Origin of the sequence: Sphingomonas faeni (assembly GCF_023195535.1) — a bacterium.
In the GTDB taxonomy this organism is placed as follows: domain Bacteria; phylum Pseudomonadota; class Alphaproteobacteria; order Sphingomonadales; family Sphingomonadaceae; genus Sphingomonas; species Sphingomonas faeni_B.
Map to the genome: position 1 here is coordinate 13422 of NZ_JALPNF010000013.1, position 12665 is coordinate 26086.

The window sequence follows — 12665 nt, forward strand, 5'->3', positions numbered from 1 at the left end:
ATGGACGACGATATTCAGGAAGGCGGCGATCCGGCGGAGGCGTTCGACCGGTTGCGGGCCGTCGTAGAAGGTCAGGATCGTGAGCTGGCGTTGCTACGCCGCGCCGTGGAGGGCTTGGCGGCTGAGCGGGCGCATATCGACGTGCCTGATTATACCGAGACGCTTGGCGTGATCCAGCAGGGCGTGGACACCGCGACCGGCGGGATCAACGCGATCGGCCAGATACTTACCCAAGCCCCGGCACTGGCGATGACGCCTGAGCAGATGGTGCAGCGGATCGCGGCAGCGGGCAGCGCTACACGGCGGGAGGATCAGGCGGCACTCGCCAAGGCCGGCGAGGACAAGGTCCGCGTCATGGCCGAGCTTCGCGCCATCGCGGGGTCCGCGTGGACCAAGCATGACCAGAAAAACCGGCAGCTATGGTTCGGGCTGGGCGGGATGACAGCCGGTATTTTGTTATGGATGATCCTGCCGGGGCTGGTCGCGCGCGAACTGGCACCGACAAGCTGGCAATGGCCGGAGAAGCTGGCGGCACGCAGCCTTGGCGTCGATACCGTTTGGGAGGGAGCGTTGCGGATGGCGGCAGCCGGATCAGTCGAGACCTGGAACATGATGTCCGATGGTAGCGTCATTGAGCGGGAGAACCGGACAGCCCTGACGAAGTGCCGCAAAGCCGCCGCGGCGGCAGGTAAATCTGTCAAATGCACGATCATGACGGGATCGGCGGACGGGGATGAAGACAACAGGCGCGAGGAGTAAAAGACGTATATGATTGGCTGGTCGGTCACCATCGTTCGGTAACCGCCGGAAGATTATCCGCTGAATCTGGATCGTGATGCGGTCCTGGCCGACTGGAAAGTTGGTGCGATGGGAGTAACCGCCCCGGATAGCACAGACTGCAAAGCTGGATCGCAAATCCGAGGCGGTTATGCGCGCGTTTCCGGCTGACGATGATGCGCCAGTCAACCGCACTAAGCGTCCAGTATGGTACCAGGTCCGCTTCATCTTCCGGCAGCGCCAGAAGGTTGGCGCGCTGCGCTTGGCCAGAACGGAACGACGCGGTATGGGGCAGAGCCTGGCGGGGACGGTCCAGCCGATTCGCGTGAGCGTACCGATCAAAGTCGAACGCAGCACGCCGAAGTTGTGGCACACCGCGGCCTTGTTGATCCCGCCTTCAAGGGCATTCGTGATCGCTTCGATCTTCTCAGGGGGGATCGCGAGCGGTCTGCCGCCTTGCCGATCGCGGCGCTTCGCCGCGGCGAGGCCGGCCATCCTTCATTCGCGCGTCGGCGCGCGCTCATACTGGGCGAGCGCGCCGAACATCGAGAACAGCACTTCGCCATGCGGTGTGGTCGTAACCATCTGTTCGGTCAGCGACCGAAATGCGACATGCCGGTCAGTTCCTTGTCGAGGAGGCCCGGAATGCTCAGGCAGGCGCCGATGATAGAAGCCTTAAAAGATAACCTGCGCGAGAATGGCGAAAACCCGGGCTGCGATTGAGGTCGATCTGTATCGCGTCCGAATATACGGTGATCGGCACTGCCCTAACGCCAACTGCATCGAGACTAACGGTTGTTGTCTATCCGTGGCATAGGCCTGCGCAGGCGGGCAAGCCCCTCAGTTGGTTCACCGGAACAGATTTGATGAATATCCAGAGCAAACGTCGCTACGACAGCGTCGCCACCGCGACAGAATCTTTGATCCTCCCGGACTCCCTGATCTCGGTCAAAAATATGGAGACACGACGGATACGCTGTTATGCGGCGTTGGTGAGTGCCGACGTGATTGCGATCGGCTTGGGATTTCTGTTCGCCAATCTTCTGTATCTGGGCACATGGTCCACGCTCCACGGCGCGACGATTCTGAGCGTTCTGTTGCCGATCTATCTCTGGGTCGCGGCGATCAACGGATCGTATAACGGTGCAGTGTTGCGCGATCCGCGGGTCGGCGCGTTCACCGCGATCCGTGCGATCGCGTTTGCGGCAGCAGCGATGCTTATCATCGCCTATTCCTTCAAGATCGGTGCGGCGTTTTCCCGTCTGGTCTTCTGGACGGGCACGTTAAGCGCGGTCGGGCTGATCATCGGCGAACGGCTGATATTGGGTCGGTTCATGCTGCGCCGCCTGGGCGGGACGCCGTTCAGCACCGTCGTGTTGGTCGACGGCATCGCCTGGACTGCGCCGTCGCATGGCATGATCCTCGATACCGCCCAGATCGGGTTCGATCCGGCAACCGACGATCCGCTCGAATATCACCGGCTCGCCAAGCTCGTCGCGCATGCCGATCGCGTGGTGATAGCATGCCGCGACGACCGGGTAGTCGCTTGGGCGCATGTGCTGAAGAGCATGGCCGTTGACGGCGAGATCCTCACGCCCGAGGTCGATCGCATCGGCATGATCGGTGTCAGCCATTATCATAACCACCGGACGCTGGTGGTGTCAGCAGGGCCGCTGCATCTGCGCGACCGCATCATGAAGCGGCTTTTCGACATTATCGTCTCGTCGATCGCGTTGCTGCTGCTGTCGCCGTTGCTGGTCGGCATAGCGATCGCCATCCGTCTCGAATCCCCCGGCGCCGTCCTTTTCCGGCAGCAGCGGATCGGCCGCGACAACACGCTGTTCATGATGCTCAAGTTCCGCAGCATGTTCGACGATCAATGCGATGCGACGGCTAGCGTGCTGACAACCCGGGGCGACAGTCGCGTGACCCGGATCGGCCAGTTCATCCGTCGGAACAGCATAGACGAGTTGCCGCAGCTCATCAACGTGCTGCGTGGCGACATGAGCATGGTTGGACCGCGACCGCATGCGCTGTCGGCCCGCGCGGCTGAGCAGCTTTATTGGGAGATTGACGCGCGCTATCGGCATCGCCATGCGGTCAAGCCGGGCGTGACCGGGCTCGCGCAGATCCGCGGCTTTCGCGGGGCGACGGTGCTGACCGCAGATTTGACGAACAGGCTGTCGTCCGATCTCGAATATCTGCGCGATTGGTCGATGGGCAAGGATATGTGGATTTTGTTCAGGACCATCTTCGTCATCAGGCACGACAATGCCTTCTGATTCGACTCTCACCGTGTCCCAAACCGGAAACCAGTCCGGGATCCAGCAATGGACGATCGATCCGGCACGCGTGTCGGTGGTCATCCCGACGCTCAACGCCGGCGCCTATCTGGGGGCGCTGTTGCCGGCGCTGGCCGAGCAGGGGCTCGAGCCAGCCCAGTTTCTGATCGTCGATTCCGAATCCGATGATGACAGCACCGCGGCATTCCGCGCCTTCGGGGCGACGGTCGTGGGCATCGAACGTCGCACGTTCAATCATGGCGGAACCCGGCAGCGCGCCGTTGAAATGCGGCCCGAGGCCGATATCGTCGTCATGCTGACGCAGGATGCTATTCCACAGGCGCCGGATACGATCGCCCGACTGGTCGATGCGTTTGCCGAACCGGAGGTCGGCATGGCCTATGGCCGGCAGCTGCCACGCACCGTGGCGCGCGGTATCGAGCGACATGCACGACTGACCAACTATCCCCGGGTATCGGAAACGCGGTCGCTCGAGGATCGCGCACGAAGTGGCGTGAAGACCGTATTCTGTTCGGATTCTTTCGCCGCCTATCGCACTGCGGCGCTAGCGACGGTGGGTGGGTTCCCCGAAGATGCCTTCTTCGCGGAGGACCAGCTGGTCGCGGGACAGATGCTGATCAAGGGCTGGCGGATCGCCTATCGCGGTGACGCGGAAGTGATGCACAGCCACGGCTATACGATCGCCGAGGAATTCCGCCGGTATTTCGACGTAGGCGTGTTTCACGGTCGCAATCGTTGGCTGCTCGATACCTTCGGCATGGCCGAGGGGGAGGGGCTTCGCTTCATCCGCTCGGAACTCACTTATCTCGCGCGGCACGACCCGCTGCAACTGCCGTCGGCAGTCACGCGGACCTTCGCCAAATACGCCGGCTACAAGATGGGCAGTCGCGAGGCCAAATTGTCGAACCGCTGGAAGCAGCGCCTCTCGATGCAACCCTTCTACTGGCGGTAGCAGCCCTGATATGCCAGCAGACCTGACTAGGATTCAGGGTGAAGGAACCAGCTAACTCTCAATGCTAACTGGTTCTCATCTCCGGTATTTTATACAACGTGGTCGCGTTTAAACACGAAAGCGCTCTGGTCACCGCGTGACTGTGCGTTCAGTTCGGAAGCTCGCTGTTTGAATCGCCCCATTTCCGTTTTGCTGAACATACCGGTAAAAACCTGTGGATCAGACAGCGGGATATCACGTCGGTATTGCTCGCTCGCCCAAAACTGGAATGCGCTCGAATCATCGACGGTGCGTTCCAGCGACATGCCTGCGGCCTTGCCAGCGATCCGCATCCCGTCGCGTGATGGTAGCGAGACATGGCGTGGCGCATCAAGCTGTACCCAGTCGACGCCATATTCGTCCCATGCAGTAGACGATACGGTAGGAATACGCACAACGCATTGGCCGTTCGGCGTCAAAAGCCTGGATGCGCTTGCCAGTACATCGCGTGGCGCTTCGACATGCTCAAGTGAATGATTAAACATCACGAGATCGAACCGCCCATCGAGCTCGCTGACTTCGCGCCGCAAGATCGGGACTCCACCGGTCGATCGCATATCGCTAGGAATGAAGGGATCTATGCCGAGAAGATTGGTATAGCCTATATCGGCGAGACGATTGAGGAAATGTCCAGCACCACAGCCAACGTCTAGGATTGCCGCATCGCGGGCTAGCCCGTAAGAGCGCATTAGCGACATCTCCTGGTCTGGCTTTGCCCATGCCAGTGCTGTGCCCAGTGGTGTGAACCGGCCTGCTATGGCCCGATCGCGTTGACTGATCAGGAACTTCTTCAAAGATGAGCTTTGGTTCGCGTCGAAAGAATAGTAACCGGGTCCGTAATAGCGGGCAAGTGCACTTTTATCTATATTATCATCAAGATTTAGACTCAAACAATTTCCACATTCGTGGTACTGAAATAAATCTCGGTGACCTATCATCATTTCTCGGGCTTTGAATTTTCTAGAAACTAGATCGGAAAGACAAAGTCTACATTGTTCAGTCATGATACACCTAGGTAAGAATATTAAGAAACATAAATAGACCTTACTAAGGTCTAGTTATCCGACGAAAAGATAATAGGGAATTGATAATTTTGCGGCCTTCGGAAAAGGTCAATAAGATAGCTCCCGCCAGAGCGTATGCGGCAACGCCGCCCATAACAACGCGAACGTAAAGACCCGGTACGAACCGATCTACCAAAAATGCGCCTGTGGCGGCACCTATTGCGGCGATAAGCAGTGGATAGATTGCTCGCGCAGCCATTGCTCGCGTTACCGGCCCTCTGCGTGTAGCAACCCAAAGATACAGGCCGTGGAAGAATGGCGCGAACATCGCATAGCTGATTGCTACGCCGACAGCGCCGAAGCGTAGGCCACAAAGTAACGATACGACAATCAGGACGCCACTCCACCACGCCACGGAGATCTGCTCACCTGCGCGGTTCTGACTCTCGAATAGCCAAGAGCTTGCGCCGGACAAGGCTTGAAAAATAGCAGCAATTGAAATCGCCGAAAACATTGGAACCATCTCAAGCCAGTTTGGGCCAACCAGCATTAGAACAACATCGCGTGCCAGTAGGCTCGCCGTGATCAGGCCTGGCATAGCAATAAGGACCATACCTTGGAGCAGCGCAGCAAAGGCATTACCGTAGCGTTCGGAATCATTGCGCACGCGTGAGAGTAAGGGAACGGCTACACGAGTTACAGGTAATGTTACTGAGGCAATGGGCCTAAGAACTAGTGCAAAAGAGCGATCGAATAGCCCTAATGTGCGGGCACCCATTAAAACGCCAATCACTACGGTATTGCTGTAGTTTGAGACGTAGTTCAGTAGACTGGTGGATATAAGTTTTCCACCGAAGCCCAACATTTCGCCGGTTGCCGGGGTCCATGTCGGACGGCCAGGGCGAAAACCAGATAAATGCCTATCAAGGATCGCGCGTGTAAGCGTACCCGCCATAGTCCCGATCACAATAGACCAAGAGCCCGCTCCAAGCAGCGCGCTTGTGATAGCAGCAACGAAAGTGGTAGCTGTTCCAGTTACGTCGACGATCGCGATCGCTCCGAACTGCATCCGGCGCGCCATAAGCGCCGAAGCGTGACCGGCGATGGCGGCAATAGGCATTTGCAAAGCGAGTATGACCACGATTGCACGAACTTGGGGTTGGCCGTACATCTGCGCGATCAGTGGTGAGAATAGCACCACTAGCAAGAGCATCAACGACGCCCCGGCAAGCGATACCCAGTAAATTGCGTTGAGATCGGCTTGCGTAATTTTCTCGCGCTGGACCACGGCTTGCGCCAGCCCGAGGTTAGTGAATATTTCGATCAACACGATGACAGGCGTCGCCATCGCGACGATACCGAACTGTTCGGGAAGCAGGATACGTCCAAGGATGATCTGCATAGCGAATGTCAGCGGAATTCGAATAATCTGCGCAAGTCCGGTGTGTAAAGTGCCTCTTACGGCACGTTCCCGAAAACTTTCTGGGTGGATTTCGGTGTCTAACCCCAATGGATCGATGAAAATATCAGCACTGCCTGGATCGGCAATGGCAGGTGTACCGGGAGTGGCGGAAGACGGCGTTTGGCGTGGCATGGCCTGGCATCTACCGGCACGCCCGCAGCTTTGCCATCCCGCGGCAACAACAGGGCGTTTGCGCGCGCCATCGATCACGCTAATGCGGTCTCAACGCAATCGAACGGAGCGGCAAGCCGTCTGAACGGTGGCACAAGGGATTCGGTGCAAGACGTCATGATATCCGATGAGAGTAAGGGCGACGTCGTCGCCGTCACCGTCACCTACGGCGAACGGCGCACCATGCTGATCGCGGTGATCGAGGCGTTGCGGAAGGAAGGTGTGGCACGGGTTGTAGTCGTCGACAACGGCGCACGTTGGCCGGTTGAGGACGAACTGACCGACCGCTTCACTGGTTTCGTCGAGATCGTGTCGATGGGCAGCAACAAGGGCAGCGCCGCGGGTTATGCGGCTGGGCTAGATGCGGCGATGGCAAGCAGCATGCCTTTTATCTGGATGCTCGACGACGACAACCGCCCGCGACCCGGATGCCTTGCCAAATTGCGCAAGGGCTATGACGAAGAATGTGCCTCTACGCCCTCGGCGTTGCTTGCGGTGGTGGCCTTGCGCCCCGAGCATTTCGCAGGAGGCGTCTCGGCGAAGCAATTGATGACTCGCTGGGATAGTTTCGGTGGATTCCATATCGGCGACCTCCTCGATAAGCTGATCAACCGCCTGCCGCTGCCTGCGGCTCTGCAACGCCGTGAGGTGTCATCGGCCAGAATAGCGCTGGGCGTCGCACCATATGGCGGCATGCTGTTCGCTCGTTCGCTCGTCATCCGGCTCGGGATGCCGCGGCTCGAATTCGGCCAATATGGTGACGACACCGAGTTCACGTGGCGGATCACCAGCAGCGGTGGACGCATCGTCCAGATCGGCGATGCGATCGTCGATGATCTCGAGGACGCATTTCAGCAGAACGCGCAATTGCGCAATCGATTCCTCGGTGCGCTGCTCACTGACAGCGCGTTCCGGACCTATTACACGTTTCGCAATCTCGCATATTTCGAAAGCCGTTTTCGGCGTCGTAATCGGCTAATCTTCGCGCTCAACCGGTACGTTTATTTTGCGATTCTTCGCCATTATGCGCGCCAGTCAGGTCACCTCGAACGCTATCGCTTCATCCGGCAAAGTTCGGATGAGGGGTTGGCGGGCGACCTTACCCCCAGCGCGCGGTTTCCTCTACAATAAGCGTGGAAGCGCTCGATCGTCCGTCGGGCACAAAGCACCGCAATAGGCCCTTTCGCTTGCGCAATAGCTCATTCCGTAGTCGCGAGAGCCGGTAACTAACCTACGATATTCGTGGTATTTTTGCAGCGAAGATGGCTTGGTCGCGAGAGTATTTACTGTATGGCGAAGAGCTGGCCAACATTCGCCAAAATGATCAAGGCTATACGGAGCGGAGCCATGGGATTTCGAAGTGGTGCGTTCCGGTCAAGGCGGATGACATCTCCTAATGATCACGTAAGCCGGCATCATTTTCTATAATATTGTATAGCCTTGCCATAATACCTTTCGTGCTTTCGTAGATCAGGTCGTGTAACAGTGCAAAACAAGCCTATGTTCCTGAGAATTCAAGTTTTGCGTTTAGTCGCCGCGGTTCTAGTTGTAGCCTATCATGCACAACTAACTGCATTGTCATATTTCGGTGGGTCGATGCCGTATCCCCTCCTAGATCTGGGATCCTATGGTGTTGATCTATTTTTTGTTATATCCGGATTCATCATTGTTTTCATCGGGTCGAGCCGAGAAAAGCATGCTGCAGTTTTTGCTAAGCGTCGATTTCAACGGGTCGTTCCGTTATACTGGATCGTGACGACTTTAACTTTCGTGCTGACGCATATCCCAGGTCTGGCACGGAACAATGTTTCGGGCACGCTGCATCTTGTCCAATCGTTCTTCTTCCTGTCATGGCTGAACGGTGCAGAAACATATCCGGTCCTCAACGTCGGCTGGACACTCGAATATGAGATATTTTTCTACGCCATCGCCGCGATAGCGATGGCGCTGACCCCGCGGCCATGGCTTGCCACCGCCTTTGCCATTCTGATCCTGGTTCTCACGGGACAGGGGACGTCGTTTTTTCTACAAAATCCGATAATTCTCGAGTTCGTGTTTGGGATGACGATCGGTGCTTATCTCTATGATCGACGTTCGTTCCCTTGGATGTTAGCCGGCACCGCGCTGGTGCTAGCGACGCTCCCAGTGAGTGGGGCGGCGTGGCGCGTGTGGATGTTCGGGTTGCCGTTCAGCGGCGTCGTCGCGCTCGCGATCTATGCAGACCTGCACAAGAAATACGTCGGGACCATCCTACCCGAGCTCGGCAATGCATCTTTCTCGATCTATCTGGTCCACGTCATCGCGATTTCGTGTGTCTGCAAGTTGGGAGTGATTGTCGTGCCGAGAATGCCGGTCGCAGTGATCATTCCCGTGATCACTCTGTTAGCGATCGTCGCCGGCTACATCCTCTATCGCCTGGTTGAGAAGAAGCTGATCGTTATATTCCACAGGCGCCGAGCCACTGTGGCTGTGCGTGCGCTGGAACCGGTCGTCTAACTTCAGCAAATGGCCCGTCTCATCGATTGCGTCGCTTAGCGGATACGAACATCGCCGATCGACACGATTTGCGCATCTGATCGATCCCGCGTGATCAAAGTCAACCGCTGCGCAGCGCAGCTATCCTTCGGTACATCGAACGCGACCGTGGACAGTTCATCGTCGGCACCGCGGGTCAGACGCCTTGGTAATTCCCGGCCCGAGGGCAAGCACGTGATGTTCCATCCCGCCGCGGCCGAGGCGGGGTCGCCGTCGACACGCGCGGTCAGCGTGTAGCTGCGCGGCGGAAGGATCATCAATTGTGATGCGATGGTCGTGCCACCAGCAAGCTCTGCAGGAATTGTTAGCGATGCATCGCGCGGACCGGGGTTGAAGACCACCGCGCCTGCGGTATCCGGGTTGAGCACCCATTCAAACTGGCTGGTCGCGGCATCGCTTGGTCGTTTGGAGGCCAGCGCGAACGTCCCGTCATAAGGCGTTTCGCCAAAGCGGGCCGTGGGAATCGAGAAATTGATCGCCCATAGCGTTCGTGCGCGCCGGAAATCACCAAGATCGACCAGCCGGTCAATATAGTTTAACCATTCGTTTGGTGCGATCCCCTGCCGATGTACGCGCATTTCACGAAACAGCGCCTCCATGCCGGTAGTAGAGTTTGCCGGGAGTCTCTGATGTACGTCGGAAAAAAAGCTAGTGCGCCATACCGGGTGTTTGGCGAGGCTTTCAGCGAGCCCAGCACGCAAGCGGGGTTCGTTGAGCGAGGCGAGGAAAATAGCACGGGTGTAATCGGGAAAACGGCCGCGGCGTGCAAGCGCGTCGGCACGGCGAATGACGGTCACGGCATCGTCGCGGAGCGCGGCGTCTTGCAGAATCCACAGCTGGGTCGGGGTATCGCGCCAGCCAAGATTAGCGGCCTCGCGCATGATCCTGGCACCGGCATCGCGATGGCCAAGCTTCTCGGTCGCTAGGCCCAACACGCGCAGCGCGCGATCGTTGGTCGGATCGATTTGGACGATCGATTGCGCGATCCGTGCCGCGCCCGCCGCATCGCCGGCGGCCAGCAGTGATTGCGCGAGGATCGATCCGGCCTCCGGATGCGAGGGTGTGCCAGTGACCGCAAGTAGTCGGGGATCGGCGGAACGCACCGCCAGCCCAGCAAATCCCGCCGCGCCGATCTGCCAACAGAACCATGCACCAAGCGTTACCGCGATCGCGGTACGACCCAGACGGTGCACGCCACTCCGCGACGCCCCAGCGCTTTCCGCCATTCGATCAGCTCCGCTCGTCGGTCTGGCCATAACTGTAGGAATAGCCATAATCACTCGACTGGCCACTTACCTTGGCATCGAACTTGGTCAACAACGTACCTACTACCGTAGCGCGGCCCGCCTTCAATCGGCCAAGAGCGACGCGTGCCTGCCGACCACGAGTGTGGTTGGCTTGGACCACGAACAGTGTGGCCTCTACCTGCGATGCCAAAGTTGGGGCATCGGCCAGACCGAGTACAGGTGGCGCATCAACTACGATGATGTCGTAATCATTCTTGATCTGCTCGAGCAGCGTAGCAAACCCGCTGCCTGCAATCAGCTCCGCTGGATTGATTGGGGTTGGCCCTGCTGCGATGAAATCGAGATTGGGCGTATCGGTGCGTTGTAGCACGTCTTGAAACGTCGCCTGCCGCGCCAGCAGGTTAGCTAGCCCAGCCTTGTTCGACAGCCCGAGATTGCGGTGCTGTGCTGGTTTTCGCATGTCGGCATCGATCAGCGCGACGCGACGTCCAATATGCGCGAACCCACGGGCAAGTGCGTAGGATGTGGTCGATTTTCCTTCTGCAGGCCCGCTACTCGTCACCATCAGGCTGTGTGGCGCTCCGCTCGGGGTCGACAGTTCCAGCGCCGACCGAAGTGCGTAATACGCCTCCGACATATCCGAACGAACCTTTTGCAGTTCGTCCTTTGGAGTCTGGTCGGTTGCCAGTACCGGCACCAGCCCGATCATGCTGGTGCCGAGTTCATGCTCGACATCCTCGCTGGAGCGGATCGCGTCGTCGAAATGCTCGCGTAGTACGACGTAGCCGACGCCCAACAGCAGTCCAGTAAACAACGCGAGTGCGAGGTTAAGGATAAGGCGCGGCGACACCGGACGGATCGGTGGGTCTGCCCGATCGATAATCGATACGTTGTTCGATGAGGCTCCAGCTGTCGCGCTGACGCCCTTGTAACGCTGCAGCAGCGCATCATACAGCGCCCGGTTGGTATCAACTTCACGCCGCAAGATATTGGCCTGAACTCCACGACCCTGCTCGGTCAGCGTCGTGCCTTTGAGTGTATTCAGATCGCGTTCGAGTGCCTTTTCCTGACTCGCGGCAATCTCATATTGCTGGCGAATGCCATCACGGATGCTACTAGCCAGACGATTGATCTGCGTGGTGATCGTGTCGATCTGCGCCGACGCTTGGGTCTGCCCTGGATAGTCGGGAAGGTAGCGCTTACCGTTCTGGGCATATTCCGCCTGGAGCTTGGCGCGCTCTTGGATCAAAGTCTGGACGGCGGGATTGGCGAGCACCTCGGGCTGGCTGAGCAGTGCCGTCCCGGCTGCTTCACGCCAACGCTGTTCGGCGGTGACGCGATTGGCAGATGCCTGCGCATAGGCTTGATTGAGCTGTACCAGATTGGCGGTAGTCAGCGAGCGCGGCCCCATCGCCTGACCTGCATCGGCACTGTTGCTTGCATCGATCAGCCCGGCTGATCGCGCATATTCGATCTGCGCGCGTTCGGATTCTTCAAGGCGCTGGCGGGTCTGTCGCAGCTGTCCTTCGAGGAAGCGCCGTGCATAGGCGGTAGTGTTGAACTTCCGCTGGATGTTGCCGACAATGTAGCTGTCGGCAAAACTGTTGGCGACCTGCGCCGACAGCTGGCGATCGGGGCTGTCGAACGAGATGACCGCGACCCGCGACTCAACCGGTAATTCGACCTCGACATTGTTCTGAAGCGCGTCGACGACCTGCTCGCGGTGCGTCTGAACGAGGTTATAGGCCCCACGTGGCTCGGCCGCAGGTTTAATGTGCATCTTTTCTAAGAATGCGTTGTTCCGGTACAGGCCCAGACTCTCGGCGACCTGGCGCGAAAGCGTCCGACTCTTGATGATGTCGAGCTGGGTTTGGAGAAAACGATCACCGTCCATGATCGAATCGCCGTTCGGCTCAACTGTGTTGCCTGCCAAAATTTCGGCGGCCTGTTGCTCAATCTGGATACGTGCCTCAGCACGGAAGATCGGCGTGCTGAGAAAGGTTATCAAAAGCCCAATCAACAGCGCAGCGGCGATGATAACAATTAGTTTCAGCCGATTGCGATACACAGCCGACCAAATTGCACGCAGGTCAATTGGACCTGTTTCCTCGTGCGGAATCTCGTCTTGCGACATCATAGCTGCGTCCTGATGATGCATGCGTGAGGTATGAGATG

The 12665-nt window shown here is 58.2% G+C and carries 10 protein-coding genes and 1 pseudogene; 6 read left to right on the forward strand and 5 right to left on the reverse strand.

Annotated elements, in window-relative coordinates:
* Nucleotides 1-759: a DUF6118 family protein gene (locus SPHN_RS16990; protein ID WP_248524969.1), complete on the forward strand. Its 759-nt coding sequence runs from the start codon at nucleotides 1-3 to the stop codon at nucleotides 757-759.
* Between the two features lie 97 nt (nucleotides 760-856).
* Here SPHN_RS16990 and SPHN_RS16995 read toward each other — a convergent pair.
* Nucleotides 857-1065, reverse strand: a pseudogene (locus SPHN_RS16995) (DUF4158 domain-containing protein); the annotation flags it as partial.
* 78 nt (nucleotides 1066-1143) lie between these two features.
* Here SPHN_RS16995 and SPHN_RS18625 point away from each other — a divergent pair.
* The 3 genes from SPHN_RS18625 to SPHN_RS17010 all read left to right on the forward strand — a co-directional run bounded on the left by SPHN_RS18625 (nucleotide 1144) and on the right by SPHN_RS17010 (nucleotide 4032).
* Nucleotides 1144-1500 (forward strand): hypothetical protein, encoded by a 357-nt coding sequence (locus tag SPHN_RS18625; protein ID WP_432715111.1) that lies wholly within the window; start codon nucleotides 1144-1146, stop codon nucleotides 1498-1500.
* A 143-nt stretch (nucleotides 1501-1643) separates the two neighbouring features.
* Nucleotides 1644-3059 carry a sugar transferase gene (locus SPHN_RS17005; RefSeq protein ID WP_248524970.1) on the forward strand — a complete coding sequence of 472 codons (1416 nt, stop codon included), beginning with the start codon at nucleotides 1644-1646 and terminating at the stop codon, nucleotides 3057-3059.
* A 13-nt stretch (nucleotides 3060-3072) separates the two neighbouring features.
* Nucleotides 3073-4032 (forward strand): glycosyltransferase family 2 protein, encoded by a 960-nt coding sequence (locus tag SPHN_RS17010; RefSeq protein ID WP_248524972.1) that lies wholly within the window; start codon nucleotides 3073-3075, stop codon nucleotides 4030-4032.
* 89 nt (nucleotides 4033-4121) lie between these two features.
* Here SPHN_RS17010 and SPHN_RS17015 read toward each other — a convergent pair whose 3' ends face one another.
* Nucleotides 4122-4865: a class I SAM-dependent methyltransferase gene (locus SPHN_RS17015; protein WP_248524974.1), complete on the reverse strand. Its 744-nt coding sequence runs from the start codon at nucleotides 4863-4865 to the stop codon at nucleotides 4122-4124.
* 253 nt (nucleotides 4866-5118) lie between these two features.
* Nucleotides 5119-6669, reverse strand: coding sequence for a lipopolysaccharide biosynthesis protein (locus SPHN_RS17020; protein WP_248524976.1), 1551 nt, complete (start codon nucleotides 6667-6669; stop codon nucleotides 5119-5121).
* On the opposite strand from SPHN_RS17020, the gene SPHN_RS17025 reads away from it, so the two are divergent.
* Nucleotides 6658-7839 carry a glycosyltransferase gene (locus SPHN_RS17025; RefSeq protein WP_248524977.1) on the forward strand — a complete coding sequence of 394 codons (1182 nt, stop codon included), beginning with the start codon at nucleotides 6658-6660 and terminating at the stop codon, nucleotides 7837-7839. The genes SPHN_RS17020 and SPHN_RS17025 overlap by 12 nt on opposite strands.
* A gap of 354 nt (nucleotides 7840-8193) precedes the next feature.
* The gene (locus tag SPHN_RS17030; protein WP_248524979.1) at nucleotides 8194-9204 is read left to right on the forward strand and encodes an acyltransferase family protein; all 1011 of its coding nucleotides are present in this window, start codon (nucleotides 8194-8196) and stop codon (nucleotides 9202-9204) included.
* A gap of 35 nt (nucleotides 9205-9239) precedes the next feature.
* Here SPHN_RS17030 and SPHN_RS17035 read toward each other — a convergent pair whose 3' ends face one another.
* Nucleotides 9240-10436: a hypothetical protein gene (locus tag SPHN_RS17035; RefSeq protein WP_248524981.1), complete on the reverse strand. Its 1197-nt coding sequence runs from the start codon at nucleotides 10434-10436 to the stop codon at nucleotides 9240-9242.
* 37 nt (nucleotides 10437-10473) lie between these two features.
* Nucleotides 10474-12627 (reverse strand): GumC family protein, encoded by a 2154-nt coding sequence (locus tag SPHN_RS17040; protein WP_248524983.1) that lies wholly within the window; start codon nucleotides 12625-12627, stop codon nucleotides 10474-10476.
* Between the last annotated feature and the right edge of the window lie 38 nt (nucleotides 12628-12665).